Annotated in this window: 16 protein-coding genes; 3 read left to right on the top strand and 13 right to left on the bottom strand. The window is 41.4% G+C overall.

Translation table 11 applies throughout. The annotated features are described in order from the left end of the window. Nucleotide 1 precedes the first annotated feature (1 nt). The 5 genes from MHH49_RS12370 to MHH49_RS12350 are packed head-to-tail and all read right to left on the bottom strand — an operon-like array spanning nucleotide 2 to nucleotide 5,796. Nucleotides 2-1,108, bottom strand: a complete 1,107-nt coding sequence (locus tag MHH49_RS12370) for a glycosyltransferase (RefSeq protein ID WP_051491034.1) — start codon at nucleotides 1,106-1,108, stop codon at nucleotides 2-4. A gap of 14 nt (nucleotides 1,109-1,122) precedes the next feature. Beyond that, a complete protein-coding gene (locus MHH49_RS12365) occupies nucleotides 1,123-2,034 on the bottom strand; it encodes a glycosyltransferase family 2 protein (protein ID WP_036678639.1) in 912 nt (303 codons plus the stop codon). Further along, nucleotides 2,027-3,649 carry a class I SAM-dependent methyltransferase gene (locus MHH49_RS12360; RefSeq protein ID WP_036678637.1) on the bottom strand — a complete coding sequence of 541 codons (1,623 nt, stop codon included), beginning with the start codon at nucleotides 3,647-3,649 and terminating at the stop codon, nucleotides 2,027-2,029. The genes MHH49_RS12365 and MHH49_RS12360 overlap by 8 nt, the downstream gene beginning before the upstream one ends. A gap of 17 nt (nucleotides 3,650-3,666) precedes the next feature. Beyond that, nucleotides 3,667-4,977: an ABC transporter ATP-binding protein gene (locus MHH49_RS12355; RefSeq protein ID WP_036678636.1), complete on the bottom strand. Its 1,311-nt coding sequence runs from the start codon at nucleotides 4,975-4,977 to the stop codon at nucleotides 3,667-3,669. Nucleotides 4,978-4,992: 15 nt separating this feature from the next. After that, a complete protein-coding gene (locus MHH49_RS12350) occupies nucleotides 4,993-5,796 on the bottom strand; it encodes an ABC transporter permease (protein ID WP_051491033.1) in 804 nt (267 codons plus the stop codon). Nucleotides 5,797-5,952: 156 nt separating this feature from the next. Between MHH49_RS12350 and MHH49_RS12345 the strand changes: the two genes are divergently transcribed. After that, on the top strand, nucleotides 5,953-8,706 hold the full coding sequence (locus tag MHH49_RS12345) for an O-antigen ligase family protein (protein WP_036678634.1): 2,754 nt from the start codon (nucleotides 5,953-5,955) through the stop codon (nucleotides 8,704-8,706). 71 nt (nucleotides 8,707-8,777) lie between these two features. Here the strand turns inward: MHH49_RS12345 and galU are convergent, their stop codons facing one another. From galU to uvrB, 7 genes are all read right to left on the bottom strand, one after another. Next, nucleotides 8,778-9,665, bottom strand: coding sequence for a UTP--glucose-1-phosphate uridylyltransferase GalU (galU, locus tag MHH49_RS12340; protein ID WP_036678633.1), 888 nt, complete (start codon nucleotides 9,663-9,665; stop codon nucleotides 8,778-8,780). A gap of 319 nt (nucleotides 9,666-9,984) precedes the next feature. Then, a complete protein-coding gene (locus MHH49_RS12335) occupies nucleotides 9,985-12,507 on the bottom strand; it encodes a U32 family peptidase (protein WP_036678631.1) in 2,523 nt (840 codons plus the stop codon). 607 nt (nucleotides 12,508-13,114) lie between these two features. Further along, nucleotides 13,115-15,028 carry a stalk domain-containing protein gene (locus MHH49_RS12330; protein ID WP_036678629.1) on the bottom strand — a complete coding sequence of 638 codons (1,914 nt, stop codon included), beginning with the start codon at nucleotides 15,026-15,028 and terminating at the stop codon, nucleotides 13,115-13,117. A gap of 27 nt (nucleotides 15,029-15,055) precedes the next feature. Further along, nucleotides 15,056-16,129, bottom strand: coding sequence for a S1C family serine protease (locus MHH49_RS12325; RefSeq protein WP_370511531.1), 1,074 nt, complete (start codon nucleotides 16,127-16,129; stop codon nucleotides 15,056-15,058). Between the two features lie 152 nt (nucleotides 16,130-16,281). Next, the gene (locus tag MHH49_RS12320; protein WP_036678627.1) at nucleotides 16,282-16,491 is read right to left on the bottom strand and encodes a DUF2759 family protein; all 210 of its coding nucleotides are present in this window, start codon (nucleotides 16,489-16,491) and stop codon (nucleotides 16,282-16,284) included. A 1,036-nt stretch (nucleotides 16,492-17,527) separates the two neighbouring features. Then, nucleotides 17,528-20,401, bottom strand: coding sequence for an excinuclease ABC subunit UvrA (uvrA, locus tag MHH49_RS12315; protein WP_036678625.1), 2,874 nt, complete (start codon nucleotides 20,399-20,401; stop codon nucleotides 17,528-17,530). Between the two features lie 447 nt (nucleotides 20,402-20,848). Next, on the bottom strand, nucleotides 20,849-22,840 hold the full coding sequence (uvrB, locus tag MHH49_RS12310) for an excinuclease ABC subunit UvrB (RefSeq protein WP_036678623.1): 1,992 nt from the start codon (nucleotides 22,838-22,840) through the stop codon (nucleotides 20,849-20,851). Nucleotides 22,841-23,019: 179 nt separating this feature from the next. Here uvrB and MHH49_RS12305 point away from each other — a divergent pair, with 179 nt between their 5' ends. Together MHH49_RS12305 and MHH49_RS12300 are read left to right on the top strand one after the other, a co-directional pair. Beyond that, a complete protein-coding gene (locus tag MHH49_RS12305; protein ID WP_036678620.1) occupies nucleotides 23,020-23,802 on the top strand; it encodes a flagellar motor protein in 783 nt (260 codons plus the stop codon). Next, complete coding sequence (locus MHH49_RS12300; protein ID WP_036678617.1) at nucleotides 23,799-24,629, top strand: flagellar motor protein MotB; 831 nt, start codon at nucleotides 23,799-23,801, stop codon at nucleotides 24,627-24,629. Before MHH49_RS12305 ends, MHH49_RS12300 begins: the two co-directional genes overlap by 4 nt. A 393-nt stretch (nucleotides 24,630-25,022) precedes the next feature. Here MHH49_RS12300 and gcvH read toward each other — a convergent pair whose 3' ends face one another. Next, the gene (gene gcvH / locus MHH49_RS12295) at nucleotides 25,023-25,415 is read right to left on the bottom strand and encodes a glycine cleavage system protein GcvH (RefSeq protein ID WP_036678614.1); all 393 of its coding nucleotides are present in this window, start codon (nucleotides 25,413-25,415) and stop codon (nucleotides 25,023-25,025) included. Nucleotides 25,416-25,517 lie beyond the last annotated feature (102 nt).

Here is a 25,517-nt window from a genome sequence, read left to right as displayed (position 1 = left end):
CCTATTTTTTAAAAAATTTCCTGATTGTTGAATATAGGTTTGTATCTTTTTGTATTTTCCGTTTAGCACTTTCCACTACCACCTGATGAAATGACGTTTCAAACACATCAATAATATCAAGTTTACCAGTATATGCGAAGAAATCATTGGCACTAAAATTATACTTTTCTTTTAAAACTCTTCTTGTGTTTTCATTTTTCAAAAGAATGCTAAGTTTTCGTAAACCAATAAGAACGTAAATAGGTTTTATATCAGGGGATATTTCTTTTAAATAAGCGAATGCTTTTTCACATTCAATTTCTTCTTTCGTATATAAGGCGTTCGATTCATCTAGAAAACCTTCAACAAAATCTTCGTCTTTTATTTCATCAAAAAAGTTACTCATAATAATAAAAAGCTCATTTTTATTCCTAATTCTATTTTCATAAGTAACAGAACTAGTATTCATTTCATTAGATAATATTCTAAAGTTAACTAATTTTTCTTCCATTACATGAATATTGAATTTTTTAATAACATTTATCCACATTGAAAAATCCGGTAATTGCCTCAAACTCGGATCATACAATCCAACTTCGTTATACACTTCCTTTTTAATAAGCATCGATGGATGACAAAAGCAATTTAATTTATAAAATAATTGTTTTAACCATTGCCCAGAAGACTTATTATTTTGAGTGAATGCGTCTGCCCAAAAATAATCTGTTTTTGATAACACTCTTCCTGCTTCATCAATAAAATTGGCGTCTGAAAAAACACAATCCACACTATCACTTTCTTCTAAAAAGTGCACTTGTTTCTCTAATTTATCTATTTCCCAATAATCATCTGAGTTTAACAAAGCAATATACTCTGATGATGAGTTTATTATTCCATGATTAAGTGTATCAACTGCTCCCTGATTTGTTTCAAATCCATAAAATTTAATCCTGGGATCTTCATATTTCTTTATCACATCTACAGAGTTGTCAGGTGATGCATCATCAATAATTAGTAATTCAAAATTTTCATACGTTTGGTTTAAAACACTCTCTATAGCTTTTCCAATGAATTTTGAATGGTTATAGGATGGAATAATTATAGAAACTTTCGGATTAGTACTTTTCAATTTCTGCACCTGCTCTATTTATAAAATTTTGGGGGTATTATACCTTTTAAGAGTGATGTTGCAAATGGAGGAAGGTATTTCTTTACTTTTTGTTTAATACTCTCTTTACTAGTAATAATCAAAGGACCATCTATATTATCTATTCTATCCTGAAGTCTTCTTTTATGAGCATTGAACTCTTCATGATACAGACCATCTAGATATTTATCATACTGCTCTATCAAGGAAACAGTATCTTTCAACTTTTCCAATTCCTTCTTCTGACTCCAAGTTCCGTTCGGATGCAAGCGATACACAGACATCACTTCGGGGAGATAGGCAATCAGTCCATTCTGGGCTACCATTATATTCGTCATCCAGTCATAAACTGTCAACTCATATAAAGAGCTATCTAATTGCTTCAAATACTTAGCCTTATATACGCAAGTAGAAAAATTACCTATAAAATTGTCCAGTACAAGTTCAGAGACTGTGATCAACTGGAAACTATGATCCCAATTCCAAGGTTGAACATTATATCTCTTTTTCTTCATGTCATGTACCACAAATTGATTAAAGGTCATAACACAAGCTTTATTAGACTCTAGAAAATCCACATGTTTTTGGATTTTCAAAGGATCAGTCCAAAAATCATCACCTTCTAGAATAGCTATGTATTCTCCCTTACATGCAGCAAAGCCTCTCTTATAGTTTAGCGTTATCCCCAAATTACTCTCATTAGCTAAAATCCTGAATTTCCCAGGATGATTCTCAGCATATTGCTGAATTATACTCATAGTACTATCTTTTGAGCAGTCATCTGCTACTACAATTTCATAATCAAACGTCGTTTTTTGTTCTAGAATACTGTCTATTGCTTGATTGATATAACTCTCGTGATTATATGTCACCAATAGAATACTACATTTTGTAATTGAATCAGTCATTTTTTCTTCTCCTTAATTTATCAATGATTGGTTCTAATCTTGTTATTAACTTATAGGCCTTTCTATTCTTAATAGCTTCGATTTCTTTTTCTAATTCACTTTTCTCTTTTGAAATCCCCAAATTATTCAACTCAATCATTTTAAGTACTTCATCTTTCTTCTTAAACTCATCATCAAACCAATTTTCTCGTGACTCATTCATTTCTTGCATTTCTTGATTTCTCTGTATCAGATCTTCATTTGTTAACTTTAAATTCTTAATCCTTGTTTTGAGAGTTTGATTCTTCATCCGTAATTTTTTTACAAAATTCATATATTTATATTTAGTATGTTCCCAATCACTATTCGCTTGTAATTTTGAAATCAAATTCTCTGATATATCTAGTACAGGAGTACTATATTTAAGCAGACACGAAACTGATCTAATATAAGTGCCTTGCATAACCTCAATAACAATTTGAGGATCATTATTAAGAAACATATATTGATTATTCTCTGTAGAGAAAGCATTTGAACTCAGTGTATATTCTTTGTTTTTTAAATTATCTTGATTTGTTAATTCTAAATCTAAAATTTCAATAATGCACTTAGTAGCAGAAGGATCTATTCTAATCTTATTGGCTAAAGCAGGAAGATCGAAATTAACTTGAAATACTTTTTGGGATTTTTCTACTTTAAAAGATTCACTTTTTGATTCACTGTACCCCTGACCATCATCCCAGTATATTTGAAGGTATAAATTATCTTTATCAAGATCACCTCCATTTTTTTTGTTGTTATCTGCATTCATTTTATGAGTTGACATAAAGTCAATCATATTTTCATGATGCGATATCATTGCATAATCTTCCGAGGTCATTTCTGCACTTATTTTTTTGAAAAGCGAAGGCAAGTTATCAATTCTTTTTTCGAATCCATTTTTGCCATATATAATAAACGTACGTACTGATTCTTCATTATTAAAATCTTTATAAAATAATTTTTCATTGTAAAAACTATTTACCGTATTCCAGTACTCATATATATCAGGATGTAATCCTGTCTTAAACTCCATTTGCATAAATTTCTCGAACAGAAAAATTGAAGCATGGTTAAATTGATTCCACTCTCCATTAAATTCATCCATCTTATCTTTAATTAATTGAAGATCAGGCAAACCATTTTCCTGATGTTCTTTACTCCATAGTATTTCACCGTTATATAAATAATGAAAAAAAGCACCTAATCTCTCTTCCACTTCCTCTATCCCGTTATTTGAAAACGGCGCTGAAATTATAAATCCATATTTAGATACTCTTTCAATTTCAGATAGAAAATCATTTCTCTTATGCAGAGGAATATGTTCAAGGACATCCAGCCCAATAACAAAATCAAAGTAATTATTATCAAAGCTAAGGTTAGTAGCATCACCCTGTATGAATGATGGATCATTTAATAACTCTTCAGGAAGGAGTAAATCCAAATATTTTATATTCTTATTTTCAACAAAGTTCTCTAAATTTTTATGTTCATTCGCCCCTACTTCCAGAATAGAAAGTTCAAGTTCTTTAATCCCCAATAATTCAAAAATAATCTCTACCATCTTATAACGTTGAAATTGATGAAATGGAATCACAACTCAAAATTCACCTCCTAATTAACTCTACTTATCTGTATTTCATTTGGAATATATAACTTGTTCCAGATCTTATAAGGATCCCTTTCGCGCATTTCAAATATATATGAGTTCTCTGTATAGTCTACGAATAACGATGTTCTATTTTTTATAGTTGAGGTAGAAAGAACAGTAGAAAAATTATACATTCCTTCTACTAAGGGTAAGCGCGTTTTGAATTCAACAATTATCTTCTGACCTGCTTCGCCAGATATTTCGCCGATTTCCTCAATCAAAGTATTACTGCCTAAATATTCGATGTTTTGTTTATCTCTAATATGATACCCAACAGAAATTTGACATTTTTTATCAAATTTTATATGCATTCTAATTTTAATTTTGTCATTAAAATCAGCTGTTATAACTGGATTATTGTTGCTATCTAACACTTCTAGCTCTGTTAAAATCGCATCACGGGTCCCCTGCCTGAAATATTCCACTTTCTCCATAAACTCAGAATTCTCTTTGAAGACAAGATTGTCATCCAAGGAAACCTCATCGAGATGGTACAGTTTATCTTCCGAGTTCACTCTCCCCTTAGTATTATTGTTCATTTGATCTCTAACATATTTAGCATACATATCTACTACCTTTTCAGCATCTCCGTAAGCTTCAAGATTTCCGTTTTTCAAATATATAGCCTTTTTGCACAAGGACTTAACAGAATTCAAATCGTGACTTACGTATAAAACTGTAACTCCCTGGAGAAATAATTCTTTCATTTTCGTTATACATTTCGCTTGGAAATACATATCTCCAACACTTAGAGCCTCATCGACTATTAAAATATCAGGTTGTACATTGATAGCAACAGAAAAGGCTAACCTTGCAAACATACCACTACTATATGTTTTAACTGGTTGATAAATATACTCCCCTAGTTCTGCGAACGAGAGGATTTGCTCAAGTCTTTCTTTTATTTCTTCTCTTTTAAAACCCATCATCAAACCGTTTAAATAGATATTTTCAATACCTGTATACTCAAAGTTAAATCCGGCACCAAGCTCCAAAAGTGCAGCTACTTTTCCATTCACTTCTGAGATACCACTTGATGGCGTTAATACTCCGGTTATAATTTTTAACAAAGTTGATTTACCAGATCCATTCTCTCCAATAATACCTACAATATCTCCCTTATCTATAGTGAAATTGAGATTCTGAAGAGCATGGTGCTCAGAATACAACGTCTTCTTTCGATAAAATAAAGACTCCTTGAGCCTATCCATAGGAGTTTTATATAGTTTATAAGTTTTGCTGACATTTTGAGCGCTGATCGCTATAGTTTCCATTTCCAAACCACCTTATCAAAGCACATCAGAAAGATGTGGTTTAAGTTTTCTAAATACTTTTATTGATATAGCAAAATTAACTATGACTACAAATGCAAAGTAAAGTGTCAATTTGTATTTCTCATAAAACCAAATTTTATTAATCATAGAATCTCGAAAACCTTCTACGATATAATAGAATGGATTTAATTTAAACAAAAAAATCATATGCGGAGACAAAACATCTACAGACCAAAGAATTGGCGTTAACCACATACCAAACTGCAAAATAATAGACAATACGTACGAGAAGTCTTTAAAAAATGGAGTAATTGCTGCGGTTAACCAAGATATACTAGAAATAAGAATTATATTACATAGGGTATAATATATAATTTGAACCGCAAAAAAACTAATAGGATAACCATAACTAATAAAAAAGGAGAATAAGATTATAATGAAAAACAGATGCACTAAGAATGCCGAGAATATCTTTACTAATGGTAATAATTCAATTCTAAAAACAACCTTCTTAACTAAATAATTATACTCTAAGAAACTATGTGTCGCTGTTGTTAATGCTTCAGAAAAATAGAACCAAGGTATAATCCCAGATACAAACCATAAAACGAAAGGTGCGTTTAAATCAGCCGGGGCGCTGACTTTCAAACCCTTTTCAAAAACAAACCAATAAACCAGTATAGTAACTAATGGCATTAGTAACGCCCATAACAATCCAAAATATGAACCAGCATATTTTGATTTGAAATCATTAATAGCTAAACTTTTAGTTAAGGAACATATATTTTTGATCCTCTTCATGTACGGTTCTTTCCTCATTTGTGCGTCTCCTTAGTAAAATCATATATATATTATTATTGCATTTATTACCTATACGTTTATTATTAATGTATTTATTATTAATGATAAAAAGTAGTTAGGTCGCCTTACATATGTTAAAATATCCACGTACCTACAGGAAAAGGAGATTATAACGTGTCGAAACCAGTATACGGTAAAAACGCCGCTCAGTCGAGAAATGTTGAAAAGATAGCAAGTCCGATATGGGCATTAGTTGTTGGTTTTATTCTATTTTTGTGTTGGACCCCATTTCAAGTGGGATTGTTTAATGGATCGCTAGTAGATTACGAGAAGCCAATATATGTATCCGCACTATTAAGCGCACTGATGCTGCTAGTCTGTGTTGGCTTGAACTACAAAAAATTCAAGCTTGAAGAGCAGAGTGATTTAGTAGCTTGGGCAGCGTTATTGCTCCCTGTGACCTATGCTCTGTCACTGTTTGTCGCAGTTTCGCATTATACGGCGATGAATATGCTGTTCATTCAGTGTACATATGCCGCAGTTTTCATTATAGCCTTTTATCTCATGAAGCAAAAGCAAGTAAATGTTGTCATTCAAAATGCTATATTAGCGATTGCGTATTTTATAGTGGGTTTTGGACTTTTAAATTGGCTAGGCAGTAGTAAATTAGCAGGAAATCTTATAGGTTGGTTCTCAAACACTGTCCGAAATGATGTCTATTTAGATGCTGTTATGACTGACTCTAACGGACTTCGTCTGACTTCGATCTTTCAGTACGCAAACACGTACGCTGCCTTCTTGATGGCCTTTCTATTTGTAGCAATATTCGCGCTTATTCGCTCTAAAAATTGGTATGGAACGTTAACACACAGCTTTATGTTGGTACCTATCATTGTTTCTATCCTACTGACGTTATCTCGTGGCGGCTTAGTCCTGCTACCTGTAGTATTCATACTCCTACTTCTATTCCTAAAACCTGCACAGCAAATCCTTTGGATTCTGCATCTAGGAGTTGCTGGTATTGCTTCGCTACTAATTACAACTCCAGTGACCAATCTGGGCTTAGAGTTAAATACAAATTTCACTTCATCCGCTGCCTTAAAGGGTTGGGGATACCTGCTGGGTGCTTCAATAGTTGTTGCCATTATCGGCTGGGTGATCCAACGTTTCGTATCTCCATGGTTACATATGAAATTGGAGAAAGTGTCGTCCCGTAAACTGACGGGTCTATGGATCCCACTCGGATCAGTTGTGCTGGTAGCCATTGTAGCATTCTTGCTCATTGGTACAAGTGCAAAAAGCATCTTACCCGACAATATGGAGACTCGCCTAGAGAACATCAACTTCCAACAACATAGCGTACTCGAGCGGATTACTTTTTATAAGGATGCCTTGAAGGTGGTTAAGGATTATCCGATCCTCGGTGCTGGTGGAGGAGGCTGGGCATCACTCTATGAGCATTATCAGAATAACCCTTATACAAGCCGGCAGGTGCATAACTTCTTCTTACAATTTCTCATTGAAGTAGGTATTGTTGGATTTATCATCTTTATGAGCTTCATTCTGTATATCTTCTATAAATATATTCGTGGATATGTAAAACGGGATAAGAATGAATTCGAGAATGGTTTCTTCTATTTAATTATTGCTCTATCTATTCTTGTGCACAGTCTACTTGATTTCAATATGAGTTATGCCTTTATGGGCATACTAGTTTTTATTGGTCTTGCTGGAATGGCAGCTGTTATGGATAGCAAGCCACTGCGGAAAAATTGGAATAAAGCGGGCATCCGTTTTGGATACCTCGCTGTGCTTTCTTTAGGAACCTTGTTCCTAGTGTTCTTATCAATTAGCTATATTGGCTCCAGTAACTCCGCTTTGAAAGCTAAACAATTACGGGGTTATAGCAATTCTTACGAAGAGCTTAGAGCTCCCTTGATAGAGACTTTGAACAAACGCCCAAGCCATCCAGAATCGACAATTTATCTTTCAGCCTTGGATCAGCAGGTATTTAGCCAGACCCAAGAGGAACAGTTCCTTGACGAATCTTACAGTGTATTAACTCGCGCACTCAAAGATGAGCCATACAACAAAAATCTTCTGCTCCAATTAGTGAGCTACTACGATCTGAAAGGTCAAAGTAACGTCGCCTTGGGTATTTACCGTGACAACGCAGATAAGTTCAACTGGGATATCGATTGGTATGATGCAATAATCAGCCGTTCTTTTGCATTAGGTCAGCAAGCACTTAATCAAAAGGATGAGACAAAGAAACAAGAGTATTTCAATGAAGCGCAAGAAGCATATAATCATGTTCTTGCTGGGATTGAACATCTGAAGACTCTTCCACCAGAACAACTGCAAGGGCGTCCTTTCTCAGTAACGCCAACTATCGCTTTAAACGTTGGCAAAATGCAACTTTTATCCGGACAAGAGGATGCGGCGAAGACCACTCTCAAGCTTAATTCAGATGCTAATTACACGGATATCATGAACAGTGAAACTCCATGGGATATAAATTGGTACAGTTCACTCATCAGCCGTTCATTTGATTTGGGGCAGGCAGCTTATGCACAACAAGATAATCCAGATAGAATAGACAACATGAAAGCTGGCTTTGTTATTGGGCTTTTGGCCTACGATCATGTACTTGCGGATAATGATCCTTCGAAGACATTTAATCCGGATGTGACACTGAAGGTAGGAAAGATGCAGTATATGTCTGGAAAGATACAAATTGCAGCCTCTATCTTAAAAACAGCCTTAAGCCAAGATTTCGCTGATGCAACCAATCGTGAGATTGCCCGTTGGTACCTAGCTGCACTGGCGAAAACTGGTGGCGAGGATCAGGCACTATACGATTCGCTGATCGCAGCTGATCCTGCGGAAGCAGCACAAGTTGAGGCCATTACAAATTCACAATTTTAAAAAAGAATGAAACCCTAAAAGCGCGCCACTGTAATTACAGTGGCGCGCCTTTTTTATTTTATGAGATTTACTTATAGCCCAACCTTAGCTGCTTCGCTCTCGACAAGCTCTTTCATATAACGAAGCAAGTCATCTTTAAGCTCCTCGTGTTGAAGTGCATAATGAATGGTAGTCTGGATAAAGCCCATTTTCTCACCCACATCATGACGTTTACCTTCAAAGTCATAGGCAATAATTCGTTCAACCTCGCTTAGACGTGCTATCGCATCAGTAAGTTGGATCTCTCCACCTACACCTACCTGCTGCTCACCTAGCATATCGAAGATACGTGGAGTTAAGATGTATCGTCCTAAAATTGCTAGATTAGAAGGAGCCTCTTCTCTCTTTGGCTTTTCTACTAGACGATTAGCTTTATATACCCGTTCTGCCAAAGGCGAAGCATCTACAACACCATACCGTGATACTTCTTCCCATGGAACAGGCTGAACACCCACGATAGAAGATTTATACTCGTCATAAACATCTATCATCTGTTTGAGACAAGGTTTATTCGCTTCAACAATATCATCGCCTAGCAGGACAGCAAACGGTTCGTTTCCTATGAATTTACGTGCACACCAAATTGCATGTCCGAGACCTCTTGGTTCTTTTTGACGAATGTAGTGGATATCTGCCATTTCGGAAGATTTACGAACGGATTCAAGCAGCTCCCACTTCTGCTTCTCTGCTAAGTTAAATTCCAGTTCAAAAGAGTTATCAAAGTGGTCTTCAATCGCACGTTTACCTTTCCCTGTTACAATAATAATATCCTCGATCCCGGAAGCAACAGCTTCTTCAACAATATATTGGATCGTCGGTTTATCTACAATCGGTAGCATTTCTTTAGGCATTGCTTTGGTCGCAGGCAAAAAACGGGTACCAAGACCTGCGGCTGGTATAATGGCTTTACGGATTTTCATCACATTAACTCCTTCTGTCGGATACTCTTCCATTCTAAATACTCAGTATGTAAAATGGCATATTTCCTTCAATTATAGCAGTTATAGCAGATTTATGTCAGAGTGTTTGTTATATTTGTATATCTATTCCATCTAAATAAGAGAGACGGCATTATAAACCATTTATTTCTAGAATAAACACTTTGCTGACCCTTACGATATATTATCTAGTATATGCAAATTAGGATGAGGACGAGATCAAATCTAATAAAAAGGGCTAAGCAATACCAGCATCTACCTGGTAGTTACTTAGCCCTTTTTCTTTAACTCTTAACTCTTATTACTTCGCGTTCACCAATTGCCCACGCGTTACGCCAAGTTGGTTAGTAGCCTTTAGGCTCTTCCATACCTGCGTACCAGAGATTTCACCACGCAGAGCGCGGCTGTAGAGGCTGATTACCTCAGCCACTTGCTCTGGCGTCTCTTCCAAGAACTCCACACGGTATGAAGATACTCCTAGGTCACGGAAATTGTTCAAATACTCCGCACCAGACTGCTCAACAGCGTTATAGACGGTATTACGGCAGCCTTCATCCACACGAACTGGATGTGACATTCCAATACGGTCTTGCAAAGAAGCACGGTGTTCTTCACAAGGACGACCACAGTTCGTAAAGTCCGTGCCTTCACTCATAAAGGTACAGTACACACAGTGTTCAGTATGGAACATCGGCAAATGCTGATGGATAACGACCTCCATCCGGGACGTATCACTGTGTTCAAGCAGATCGACCATCTGTTGAATGTTCAAGTCATAGGATGGCGTTACTATGTCACAGCCAGCCTCAAGGAACAAATCCACTGCTTTATGATTGGCGATATTCAGTGAGAAATCACCGATCAGGCGTGGATGCACAGCATCCGGCTGCTCCTGGCGGCGGCGCAGATAATAATACAACGCGCCTGTATTACGCACGAGCACAGCATCCGGCTGCAAGCGAAGAATATTCGCGTGGTAGCCGTTCTCGCCCGGCATATGAATGCGCGGCGTGGCCAGCGCTATGCTGGCCCCTGCAGCCCGTACCGTATCTACCGCTGCCGGGAACTGCTTGATAAACTCGAAGTCGGCGTAGATGTTTCTCACGCCGGCCTCGAGCGCAGCCTGCACCTGTGGCAGGCTGCGGCACAGCGCGGTGAGCTCCGCTTCACCAGCGCACTGCGGAGCGACACCCCTGCGGGTGGCGTCGCCGTAAACCTCGATCGCCCGTTTCACGTAGACGGGCGGTTTCGGGCGCTCGCCCGCAAGCAGCTCCACCGCTTGGCGGCGGATGCTGTTCAGCTCGCGCATAGGGACGATGACGTCGCCTTGCAGATGCGACTCCAACGCGTCAAGCTGGAACACGGTCCCGCCCAGGCGGCCGAATTGTTCTTCCAGCAGCGCGGTATCCATCGGACGCTTTTGCGCGGCTTCCAGCGCGAGCTCCGAATCCACACGGACGGTAACGTTCTTCTGAACGTCCGTCCACCAAGTCGTCAGCTTCTCGCCGACGCAGCCTTGCACTCTAACATGTACCGGAAATACCCGGTACGGCTTTTCAGTTTCATAAGTCTGGCGCAGCGCCTTATCTAACGCAGGGTCATTTGTCTTCCAAATGCGGTCACCGACATTTAGACGACGAAGATCCACATCATTACGACCGGCTACGATGTCGATGATCCAGCCTTCTCCGGCTTCGCCTTCCAGCTTCACACCTTTACGACGAAGGTCGTAGACACGACCGCCTTCTTCTTTTTTCGTCGGATCCCCAGCGTCAAAAACAATTCCGTCCCCACGCTTAAGCGGTGCATGAATACGGCAGACCACTCCGTCACGCAGAATTTGCTCAACAGTCCCCAAATATACACCACGGCTTTTTGGGAAAGTCCCGTCTACCAGTTTCTTATTGTTCGTTCCATCCAGGAAACCATGTGTAAACCCGCGGGAGAAGCTTTGTTGCAGCTCACGCACCTCCTCCTTCGAAGGTTTAGACAGATCGCCTTCAAAATACCGATCAATCGCTTTACGATACTTACTAACTACATTCGCTACATATTCCGGGCTTTTGAGGCGACCTTCGATTTTAAAAGAAGTCACACCCGCCTCGATCAGCTCAGGCATTAGATCAATTGCTGCCAGGTCCTTAGGAGAGAGCAAATAAGTTACGTCTCCCATAGGTTTTACCTCACCATCCACCATCAGATCATAAGGCAGGCGGCAAGCCTGCGCACATTCACCGCGGTTGGCAGAACGTCCGCCCCACATTTCAGAGGTCAGACATTGACCGGAGTAGGAAACACACAAAGCACCGTGTACGAATACTTCCATCGGCAGGCGGGCTTGCTCCCCGATCGTACGAATTTGTTTCAGATTGTTCTCACGACCTAATACCACACGTTCCAAACTAAAAGGTTTAGTAAACTCGACCGCTTCCGGCGAAGTAATGGTCATCTGTGTCGATCCGTGAATCGGGAAATCCGGTGAGATTTCGCGGATCATTTTGACCAAACCTAAATCTTGTACAATTACTGCGTCCACGCCAGCATCCACGCATGCATCAATCAGTTCTTTTGCATCAGACAATTCATTTTCAAAAACCAGTATATTAAAGGTCAAAAAGCCCTTCACACCATAGCTATGCAAAAACGCCATAATTTCCGACAGCTCGTCCATGCGAAAGTTGTTCGCTCTGGCCCGTGCATTAAACTTCTCTACGCCAAAAAAGATAGCATCCGCTCCGTTTGCTACCGCTGCACGCATGCAGTCCCAATCACCTGCGGGTGCCAATAGCTCCACGTCTTCTCTGCGTATTTGTTGCTCTTTCATTTATATCCTCCCAAACCGCCATTTGACGGGTCATTTCTAGTTGATTAACTTGATAATTGTATCAAATATCACACTTGAGCGCTATGCGTTTACCAACATTTATATAGAATAAAAGTCATAATGCTGTCAGGAAGCTGACTTCTTGCCTATTGCACTTTACTCCATGAATGTTGTAGAACATGCAACTTTATTGCCTAATCCAGCGCTTCGACAACTAAATGTTGTACATAAAGCATCATTCTCACACTCTAGTATCGACAACCGGCACAAAAAGTTGCAACATTTACAACAATTCACTAGGAATTCCGTGACATACGAGACATACGATAGAATGTTGTATCAAATACATCAATCCATCCTTTAGCTATTCACATTATGCCCAACTTGGATAACATTGGCTCCAAATCTCCTAAAACAACCCTTCCGACAACCCTTCTATCGGTTCAAAGTAACAAATATATGTATTTTTAATAATAGGCCGAATCCCTTTTCCCTCTTTATACAAAAAAAGAACGCCCCAAGCCAAATCGGCAACTGGGACGTTCTTCGTCTGATTGAATTATACGCTTCTATTCGTGTGTAAGCTACGACATTGGTACTCTTTTAACTACTTGCTGCCTGTAAACCGAAACGATTGTAACGTCTTGTCTAATAGAGCCTGCTGTTCTGCAGTGGCATTGGCATCATTCAGCGTAACGGTAATCGTGTAGACCACATCATTTTTGCCGAAAACAACCTGCTTGCTGCGAAAAGGGATGCCATTTTTGATTTGATGTGCAGTTATGATCGTAGCAGGGACATCCGCAAAGGTAGACTCCACTACACTTTCTATACGAGGGCCTTTGGGATCATTATTTTTATTTTGATAAGCATCTTTGAGAACATTAACTGTATAATCCACTGAACCCTCGGATTTTGAGTTGATCTGTAGACGTCCTCCGCTGAAGCGATATTCAATCGACTGCGTCTCAAAAATATCCTGATAAGGTGTCCATAAACTTGGAATATCAATGGCATAACCGTAGGTTTTGGATACTTTGGTTAATGTCTTATTTTTGAGCGTCTTATAATCATCACTAGCGAGTCGCCCGAAGTTCTCCTTCAGCAGATCAAAATCAATATCAATAGAGGATATGATGGCTTTGAATTTTGCCTTATCGTCATCTTGCCCAGCAGCTGTTACATATTCAAAATAATAGCGATACCCATTTTTGAGTATGAGAGCTTGATATTCTGTAGTAACACCGTTGCCGTAATTTAGCTGTAGCTCATTGATTTGTGCAGATACACCGGAGATCTCCGACTTGTTGCTGTCTTTCAGAACATAAGCATCCGCTACAAAGTTTTCTTTAGTTTTCGTTTTCAGATCTTCAGCCCAGCTCTCTAGTGTAGAACCAGCAGGTGCCGAGGTAACCGCCACACTCAGATGACTTCCCTGCTTACTCTCGTAATAGAGATGCTGGTCGTCCTTACTCCAATCTGCGGGAACCTGTAGTGAAATCCCATAGTCCTCATTGTACGCGTCACGCAATCCACTTTTCACCGTAGAAAGATCACGGATTTTTTTGTTTTTAGTATCAAAAGAAGGCTGGAAAGAGTTAAGTAATCCTGTGTATTTAGCAAAATCTTTATAATTAACTGCTTTGTTATCCGTCAAATAAATCTCGTAGAGTCGACCTTCAGCATATAACAGTCTGCTTTCCCAGAGCGCTCCACTGGAATCTTTACTGATCAATCTAGCATAAGGTATCGCGGCTTTGGGGAACGACTCCCGATCCAATATCAACTCCCCACCTGCCTCGACCTCCCGAACCAGCTGTTCCAGCAGCCCTTCCGCATCTACCGCAACCGCCTGGTCACTTACATGAATCTCCACATAATATAGATTGTCCGCACTTGAAAAGGTAGCCACACTTTCATCCCCACCGCTATTTCCAGCGATCAGCCCAGAGGGATAATTCAGTGTCCATTGAAAATAGCTGTTTCCAATTTGAGTCTTACCAACATCGCTGTCAATCCCAGTATCCTCTGGCGTATCTTCTTCGTTGTCTACAGGAACTAGGGTAACCATAAGCTCACCCCCACTCCCTTGAGTAAGGGTCGCACCTAACACATCAGCCACAAAACGTAGCGGTACCATCAGCACATCTGAAACCATCCGGGGCGCTGAGCCTAGTTTAACTTTGATTCCATCCTTCCAAGCGATATCACTCCCAATTGTCATCACCCCTGAATGAGTACCGTAGGTTACTTTTACAACATCGTTCTGCTCTAAGGAAACATTGCTGCCAAACGTCTTTTTAAAAACCCCAAGCGGGACCATAACCGTTCCGTTCTCCCTATAAGGCCGCTCGATAGCCACCTTCTTACCATTCACCGTAGCTGAAGTACTGCCAACTTTTAGACTCAGCTGTTGCTTGTCTCCTTCTGAAGCTAATGCTGTTTGTATGGGTAATATAGAAAATAGCAGTAATACGGCCAACATCGCACAAAATCCTTGCTTTAAAATTTTTAAGCCCATTTACCGTCCCCCTCTCCAGTTTACTGATCACTCTTCCGCGTGCTCGTCCCCATCCGATACATAATCATCTCCGCTTAACAACGGATCACCTTGAGTGAGCACGAGTTTACGAACGACGATATCCCCATCGCTTTGCATAACCAGCCGCACAGTTGCTCCCGGCAGGTAGCTTTTGAACAATTCATTAATATCAACTAGTGAGACCACACGATGCCCATCGATGCTATATAAGACGTCCTCTTCAGCAATCCCTGACTTGAGTGCTTCTGAAGACACCACCTTCGTGACGGACAGCGGGTCCAGCGTTGGCAATCCCACAACCGTAGACCAGCTCGCCTCCAGCTCTAGCCCCAGACTCGGATGCTGGACCTCACCATATTTTAAAAGCTGGTTCATAATATACTGCACAGTATTCGCTGGAATCGAAAACCCCATATTTTCCACACCCACCGCTGAGTATTTCAGGCTGTTGATTCCCAGCACCTCACCTTTCATATTTACTAGCGGCCCTCCGCTATTTCCGGGATTAATCGCTGTGTCACTCTGGATAAGACGATAAGCCGCATCTACCTCACGGTTAAGACCACTTATAACGCCTACAGTCGCTGAATTTCGTAGAGAAAAGCTAATCGGTGTTCCGATAGCAATAACCTTCTCCCCAACCACTGTTTTGCTATTCGCTGGAATAAACTTGGCGGGCTTTAAATGGGTGGCATTGATTTTGATCAGCGCCAGATCACTAACTTCATCCAGATATGTTTCTTTAACGCTGTAGGTTTTGGAGTCCGAAGTGACTACTATGGCATTTTGCAGATCCTTGATTACATGAGCATTGGTTATAATCCATCCGTTCGATTTCACAATGATGCCGGAGCCATGCGTCAGATTGTACCGATCATCCAGGCCACTATTCCCGCCACTCTCATCTTTGCCGATAATGCCCACAACAGAAGGAGTGATACTTTTAATAATTCCAGGTATCGGATCTTCTGCCGCTGCTTTACTAACCACCTTACTAGTACTATCAAAAGCAAACACCGACTGACTCCATGCTACCGACAGCACTACGCCGCACAGTAATAGACCTAATCCTTTCTTCACCAGCTTCTCCCCAATACTCCTCATTCCTCACCAGACCCTCTCTTTACAAATGGATAAATTTAACATTATATAATTTGAAAAAAGACGCCTTCAATGCGCCCATGGCGTTAAAGGAGTCTTTTGGTGCAAAGCTGTTCAATTTAGTTCTTTCATTAACTTAACCAATGCATCACCATGGCATAGTCAGAGATCACAAAAACCAGCAAGCTAACGGCTCCAAAACCAATGGCAAATTTGTTCTTCTGGGGAGCTTTCAATAGTCGAACAACCCCGACCAAAATCAAGATGGTAAATAAAATCATAAACACATCAAAGGTATGAAATTTAGACGGTCCTTGCGCGGCAACTTCTGCAAGCAGCATAACCTTACCTCCTCAAAAATGTTGTCAAGCAAGATCCAGTAATCCCCATATCACCTTCTATGTTATCGCTACCATTTGGGCGATGCAATAGGTTTTGTAGAAAAATTATGTATTTGTCGCAAAAAATATATTTTATCCCTGCAAAATCCGTAATAACGATGAGATTGATCACTGACAATTGGGTGTGCTTAGGGAAACGTTGTGAGCCCAATCAACTCTTTCGTCGTGAACGTTACAATAGAAAGTCCGTTAACTGCTTTAGAGATGAGATAAATTGAGCAGTGAATTGGAATTGGAATTCAGAACTTAGAACTTAGAACTTAGAACTTAGAACTTAGAACTTAGAACTTAGAACTTAGAACTTAGAACTTAGAACTTAGAACTTAGAACTTAACATTCTAGGCTCGAAATTTAGGGTTTTAATGAATTAGGGAAATTCTCCCTAATATTGACCGATTATCAGTTCATTTTGTGGTTATCAGGGAATTCCTCCCTAAAAATCATTAGAAAACCGGCTATATGAATGAATCTACCCTATAATTAGGGAGGTTTTCCCGGATTTCACCTTTTATGATCTAAAAACTCGGATTTTCAGGGAGGTTTTCCCTAATCTAATAAACAGTTATTTGATAGAGTGATATGAATGATTAATTATTCGGTTTTCAAGGAACTTTTGACCCTAACGTTAGTCAATTACCCGTTAACCCTATCAACAGAATACTCCTCATTGAATCTTACTACGAACATGTCCTACATATGCCTACCTTGCCTATTATTAAATCCATTTTTTCTATAAGAATTCGTATAACTTTTGCTAGAAATATCACATCATATATCTAAGAGCCGTCTTTCGTACAATTACCGGATAATCCTACCACGCCTTAAATGGCCTTTACTCCATTCTAGAGGACGAGATTAGCTGTTCGTTGTTATTTGTTAGATATTTTCCCTGTGAAAATTATTGCTTACAACCTACAATAAAAGCCCCGGCAAGATACCGAGGCCTTATTTATACATAGGTTATATTACTTACTGTTTATTTGGTTTCCGCCGTCTCAAGCATAAGCGCTTCGGTCCGCTCTGTATCACGAATCAGAACCGGCTTCAGATATTTACCTGTGTAAGACTCTGTGACAGTAATGATCTTCTCCGGTGTTCCTGTTGCCAGGACGGTACCACCGCCGCTACCACCTTCCGGTCCCATATCGATGATATAATCCGCTGTCTTGATTACATCCAGATTATGTTCAATAACAAGAACCGATTCTCCGGAATCCACCAAACGATGCAATACCTCAAGCAGACGACCAATGTCATCTACATGCAGACCTGTCGTAGGCTCATCCAAAATATAAAGTGTTTTACCCGTGCTGCGACGGTAGAGCTCAGAAGCCAATTTTACCCGCTGTGCTTCACCACCGGATAAAGTGGTTCCTGGTTGACCAATCTTAATATAACCAAGGCCTACATCCATCAGTGTTTGCATTTTACGATGGATACGCGGGATATTTACAAAAAACTCTGTTGCGTCCTCTACCGTCATCTCTAACACATCTGAAATGTTTTTGCCTTTATATTTCACTTCTAGTGTTTCCCGGTTATACCGTTTGCCTTTACATACTTCGCAAGGGACGTATACGTCCGGCAAGAAGTGCATCTCGATCTTAATGATCCCGTCTCCACGGCAAGCTTCACAACGTCCGCCTTTTACGTTAAAGCTGAAGCGTCCCTTTTGGAAACCACGTACCTTAGCCTCATTTGTCTTGGAGAACAGATCACGGATGTCATCGAATACACCTGTATAGGTTGCTGGGTTGGAGCGCGGTGTCCGCCCGATTGGCGACTGATCGATTTCAATAACTTTATCGAGATTTTCTAGTCCTCGAATTTCTTTATGCTGACCAGGACGCACCTTCACAGCCTTATTCAGCTGCCGTGCCAAACTCTTGTAAAGAATCTCGTTGATAAGCGAGGATTTACCGGAACCCGATACACCTGTCACCGCTGTAAATACACCTAATGGAATCTTCACATTCACATTTTTCAGGTTATTCTCTTTAGCACCACGTATTTCTACCCAGCGATCATCGGTAGGACGGCGTTTAGCAGTAACCGGAATAAATTTACGTCCGCTTAAATATTCACCCGTTAATGAATTCGGATCTTTCATAATCTCTTCTGGCGTCCCTTGAGCCATAACTTGTCCACCATGAATACCTGCGCCCGGACCAATATCAATAATATAATCCGCTGCCATCATCGTATCTTCATCATGCTCTACAACAATTAGCGTGTTACCTAGATCGCGCATATGCGCAAGCGTAGAGATCAGGCGATCATTGTCCCGTTGATGCAAGCCAATACTTGGCTCATCCAGAATGTACAATACACCCATGAGACTTGAACCGATCTGAGTAGCCAACCGAATACGCTGCGCCTCACCACCGGAAAGCGAACCCGCTGCACGGCTAAGCGTCAAATAATCCAAGCCTACATTCACAAGGAATCCAAGCCGATTGCAGATCTCTTTTAGAATGAGGTTGGCGATGGCTGTTTCTTTTTCACTCAATTTTATCTCTTCAAACCAATGCTGGCAGTCTCCTATTGAAAGGTCCGTAACATCAGAAATATTATGATCATTGATAGTCACAGCTAATATTTCTTTTTTCAGACGTTTACCTTTACATACATGACATGGCTTAGCACTCATAAATCCTTCGATAAATTCACGAATACCATCCGAAGCAGTTTCACGGTAACGCCGCTCTAGGTTAGGTATAATCCCTTCAAAGGCAACCATCGCATCTTTCTTTTGACCGAAATCATTTTCATAACGGAAGCGGACCTTCTCACTGCCTGTTCCGTTCAGTAATTTATTCATATGATCAGGTGTCAGACTGCTTACCGGAACGTTCTGTGGAATTTTAAAGTGTTCACAAACCGACTTCAGGAATTGCGGATAGTAATTAGAAGTACTTCCAGTCCAAGCTAAAAAAGCACCTTCTTCGATGGATTTCTCAGCATCAGGAATAAGCAGGTCTGGATCGACCACCATCTTCATGCCAAGTCCATCACACTCTGTACAAGCTCCAAACGGACTGTTGAAAGAGAACATCCGTGGTGCCAACTCTTCAATACTAAAACCACAAATTGGACAAGCAAAGTTAGAGCTGAAAAGCAGCTCTTCCTGGCCGATGATATCCACAAGGATTTTACCGCCCGAAAGCTTAAGCGCCGTCTCCAGTGAATCCGTCAGCCGGGTCTCCACATCGTCTTTAACAACGATCCGGTCTACCACAACTTCTATTGTATGTTTTTTATTCTTTTCTAGTTCAATATCCTCAGACAGATCTCTTAGTTCCCCGTCCACACGCACACGTACGAAGCCTTGCTTAGAGATATCTGTGAAGAGCCCTTTATGCTCACCTTTACGTCCTGAAATGATTGGCGCCAGGATCTGCAACCGAGTTTTCTCGGGATACTGCATAATCCGGTCTACCATCTGTTCAACGGTCTGGGAGGTAATCTCAATACCATGCTCTGGGCAATGGGGATGACCAATACGTGCAAAGAGCAACCGCAAATAGTCATAAATCTCCGTAACTGTACCTACCGTGGAGCGTGGGTTCCGGCTTGTTGTCTTCTGATCTATAGATATCGCCGGAGACAAACCATCAATTGAATCCACATCTGGTTTCTCCATTTGTCCCAAAAACTGACGTGCATAAGCCGACAAAGATTCAACATAACGCCGTTGTCCTTCAGCATAAATCGTATCAAATGCAAGCGATGATTTACCTGAGCCGCTAAGTCCCGTCAGCACGACGAAACGGTCACGTGGAATCGTCACATCGATGTTTTTGAGATTGTGCGCCCTCGCGCCTTTAATTACAATATTTTCGTTCGCCAACGGAACCTCTCCTTTAAAAAACTATTTCAACTTTATTTCAAAATATTCTCAAAGCCTTTTCAAAGCCTTTCGATCCCTCCCAAACCCTCTCTTCCAAGGGAGGGCCCCAAGGGTTGCACCCTCTGGACACCCGCATTTTCTGGAGAAGGAGTATGGTGGGACGTAACTTAGTGACTATAATGCTCAGAGCGCTTATCCCTGCGGGACCGCTTGGACATTCTCGCACTACCTAAAAGCAGGTACAAGCAACTGTCATAGACGTTGCATGGTGCTGTCCCTGCGGGATACGCATAAGTACCAAGTACATTGCGGGCGCTGTCCCTGCGGGATACGTTTAAGTGCCATAAACATTACTGGATACGCGACCCTCTATTGATTCAAAAAGAACGGTCTAGGACAGCACCGTTCAATACCTATTTTAAATATCGGTGATGCATTAATGGTTTGTTACTCAGCCCGAAGCTCCAGCAATGCGTCGCGCAGCTCTGCCGCGCGTTCGAATTGCAGGTTCTTGGCAGCGTCCTTCATTTCAGCTTCCAGACGTTGGATCAGACTTTGTTTTTCTTTCTTATTCATCTTGCCACCAACACCTGTGAGATAATCGGCTTTAGACTCAGCAACCTTCGTCGCCTCGATGATGTCACGCACTTTTTTATTAATGGTGGTTGGGGTAATGCCATGTTTCTCATTATGAGCAATCTGAATGGCGCGACGGCGCGATGTTTCGCTCATCGCTTTCTCCATCGAATCAGTGATCCGATCACCATACATGATTACACGACCCTCAGAGTTACGAGCCGCACGGCCAATCGTCTGAATTAGTGAACGTTCGGAACGAAGGAACCCTTCTTTATCGGCATCGAGAATTGCAACTAAAGATACCTCCGGTAAGTCGAGACCTTCTCTCAGGAGGTTAATCCCTACCAGGACATGGAACGTACCGAGACGAAGATCCCGCAAGATCGCCATCCGTTCCAGTGTTTTGATGTCAGAGTGCATATAACGAACCTTAATACCGATTTCCTTAAAGTAGTCTGTCAGATCCTCCGACATCTTCTTCGTCAAAGTGGTAACGAGTACACGTTCATCACGTTCGACCCGGTCACGGATTTCGCTAATCAGATCATCGATCTGGCCTTCTGTAGGACGAACCTCAATGATTGGATCCAATAGCCCAGTCGGACGGATAATCTGCTGCACCATAGTTTCGCAGTGTTCCATTTCATAAGGTCCAGGTGTCGCAGAAACGTAAATGATCTGGTTCACTTTATCTTCGAACTCTTCGAACTGAAGCGGACGGTTATCCAGCGCAGAAGGCAGACGGAAACCATGCTCTACCAACACTGTCTTACGCGCCCGGTCACCGTTATACATCGCCCGAATTTGCGGAAGGGTAACATGGGATTCATCTACGACAATTAACATATCATCAGGAAAATAATCCATTAACGTATATGGAGTTGCTCCTGGCTCCCTGAAGGTTAGTGGCCCGGAATAGTTCTCAATCCCCGAACAGAAACCCACTTCCTTCATCATCTCAATGTCGTAACGTGTCCGTTGTTCCAGACGTTGCGCTTCCAGAAGCTTGCCTGCGTCACGAAGCACGGTCAGCCGCTCTTCCAGCTCCCGTTCAATATTGACTATTGCTACACGCATCGTTTCTTCCTTGGTAACAAAGTGAGAAGCCGGAAAAATGGCGACATGGTCGCGTTCACCGATCAATTCACCCGTTAAAACATCAATTTCAGTGATCCGCTCAATCTCATCGCCAAACAATTCAACGCGAATCGCATGTTCACCCTGAGATGCCGGGAAGATTTCAACCACATCACCACGTACACGGAATGTTCCGCGTACAAAATTGATATCATTGCGCTGGTATTGAATATCCACCAGTCTGCTCAGAATCTCATTGCGCGGCTTCTCCATCCCAACCCGCAAGGACAACAGCAAGCTTCCGTATTCCATTGGTGAACCGAGACCGTAAATACAAGACACACTCGCTACAATAATAACGTCACGCCGTTCGAACAAGGAGCTTGTCGCGGAGTGGCGAAGTTTATCAATCTCTTCGTTAATGCTGGAATCTTTCTCAATATAAGTATCGGAGGAGGGAATGTACGCCTCTGGTTGGTAATAGTCGTAGTAGCTGACGAAATAGTCTACCGAATTATTCGGGAAAAACTCCTTAAACTCACTTGCCAGCTGGGCAGCCAGTGTCTTGTTATGCGCAATAACCAGCGTGGGGCGATTTAATTTGGAAATAACTTGCGCGACAGTAAAGGTCTTCCCTGTACCTGTCGCTCCCAGCAGCGTCTGGTGCTTCTTACCCTGCCGGATGCCTTGTAGTAATTCATCTATGGCATGAGGCTGATCGCCCTGGGGTGTATACTCGGACTCCAATTCAAAAGTCTTCGTACTGACGACAATATCACTCATTTGCCCGTCTCCCCTCTATCGTCTAAACTAGATTAATATATTATAATTGTTGTCTGAATCTTCTCTCTCCATACGATAGTAAAAAATATGGAAGATAAGAATATGTGTTCCCGTTCATTATACAGTGTTGCTTAGATCGATGCAAACCATAATACACAGAAATGTTAGGAGCTTGAAGCATGGATATTACCGCAATAATCGGCCTAGTGGCCGGACTGGCTGCGCTAATCGGCGGCTACCTCTGGGAAGGCGGAAGCCTTTCCGGACTGCTGCAGCTTAATGCAGCTTTGATTGTATTTGGAGGTACGATTGCCGCCGTAATGATCAGCTTCCCGGCAGCTAAGCTACGCTCCATTCCCACCGCTCTGCGCATGGCTTTTGGCCGCAATCCTGAACGTGATGAAGAGAAGGCAGAAGAGCTTATCGCAATGGCCACAGTGGCCCGCCGCGGCGGCGTTTTAATGCTCGAAAAACAAGCGGAAGCACATCCCGATTCCTTTACGCGCGAAGGACTGCTGCTTATCGTCGATGGCACTGACCCTGAGCAGGTAAGACAGATTTTGGAATTGGAAATGGATGCGAAAGAATTGAAGCATGAAAGCTACGCCAAGATTTTTGAAGCCGCTGGCGGATATGCTCCAACGATGGGGATCATCGGTACAGTTATGGGACTCATTAGGGTACTGGGCAACCTTACAGACCCATCAAATCTAGGTACCTCTATCGCAGTAGCGTTCACTGCAACACTGTACGGAGTAGCCATCGCTAATCTAATATTTTTACCCATTGCTTCCAAAATCAAATCCCGCAGCCAAAGTGAGCTGCATAGCATGGAGATGCTGCTAGTAGGCATTCTTTCTCTACAAAACGGGGATCATCCGTTGCTGGTGCGTAAAAAACTGAACTCCTTCATTTCAGACACCACCACAGATGACCGTGCAGAAGCAAGAGGTTTTATATGAGACAAAGAGACCGGCGCAAACGGCGGGTAGAGAATCGAGAAAGCCGTGATCGTTGGATGATTACTTACGCAGATCTAATTACGCTTTTACTTATATTTTTCGTTATATTGTATGCGATGAGCAGCCTGGACACTGACAAATACAATATCGTAACCGGCTCTTTATCCCAGACTTTCAAGTCGAGCAGCACTGTTCTTGAAGGCGGAGATGGTATTTTAGATGCTGGAAAGACCCCCGACAACAAACCAGAGAGTACAGATGGGAATGGGAACGCAACTGCAAAACCAAATGACGGTTCTGATAAACAAACGGAGAATGAAACACCTTCAGCACGGGAGTTGGCTTTTCGAGAACAAGAGGCGAAGCTTGCTGAGTTAATGGGTGTGATCACCCACTATGTGGAGGAGAATAATCTCGGTGAACAAATATTTGTAGCCGACAAACCGCAGGGCATAGAAATCACGCTCAGCGACCGTTTTCTTTTTGATGTGGGTAAAGCAGATGTGAAGTCACCAGCCCTTCCTGCTCTTCAGCAGTTGTCTGGCTTATTCAAAGATATCGGGGCAACGATCAGCATTGAAGGACATACGGATAATACACCAGTGTCATCAGCTTCCCGTTATAACGACAATTGGGAGCTATCGGGTGCTCGTGCGCTTTCTGTGCTGCGCTTTTTCTTAGATAATGAAGGACTGAACCCGGACACTTTTCAATATGCAGGTTATGCCGATACCCGACCAACAGCAGATAATACTACGGTAGCAGGCAAACAAAAAAATCGACGCGTAGAGATCATTGTACTTCGACAGCTTCAAGAGGTGGAATAAAATATAGTCTATGCAATTGTCACATCGAGCTAACTAGGGCTTCATCCAAATTTAATTAGGGAAAACCTCCCTGATTATTCACCTATTATCGTATCCAATCGCGGAATGAGGGAATTACTCCCTGATTATTACTCTTTTTAGTCTGAAATAGTGGTTTTACCGAGATGATTAGGGAGGAATTGCCTAAAACCCTAACTCTCAAGCTATAATCGTCTAAAATGAGGGAGGTTTTCCCTAATTCCATACTCCACTAGACCCTCAAACCACTCGATTGAGTTTACGAATACTCGCACAATTTACATAAGAAACACAAACAGCAAGTCCCCAAATCACAGAAACTTGCTGCTAAAAACATCACACTTGATCAGACTATTTCCCGTCCCCAATTTCCAATTATTCAGCAACTAACGCGCTATAACCGGCTGCATCTAACAGACCTTTTACAGCATCAGCATATTCTCCATCAACTTCAATCTCAAAAATCCAACCCCCGCCATATGGCTGATCATTGATAAGCTCCGGACTAGCTTCTAATCCATCATTCACCTTGGTAACCGTCCCAGAGACGGGCGAATACAATTCCGATACCGTCTTAACGGATTCGATACTGCCTACGCTGTCACCGGCCGAAATGGTTGATCCTACCTCAGGAAACTCAACAAATACGATGTCGCCTAATAAATGCTGAGCATGGTCCGTAATCCCAACACGTACTACTCGTCCTTCTACTTGCTGTGCCCATTCATGCTCTTCGCTGTAAAGAAGGTTGTCTAATACTTCACTCATTTCAAGCCGCCTCATTTCCAATTTGGAGTTCTAAATTTAGTTATAGCCTAAGTTATCCCGGCTCACAATGTCAATATTACTAACAGGAAATTTAAATTTGTC

The sequence above is a fragment of the Paenibacillus sp. FSL F4-0122 genome, assembly GCF_038002845.1.
Lineage (GTDB): Bacteria > Bacillota > Bacilli > Paenibacillales > Paenibacillaceae > Paenibacillus_AQ > Paenibacillus_AQ odorifer.
The sequence above is the reverse complement of the archived record's forward strand: the minus strand, read 5'-3'. Positions and strand labels throughout refer to the sequence as shown.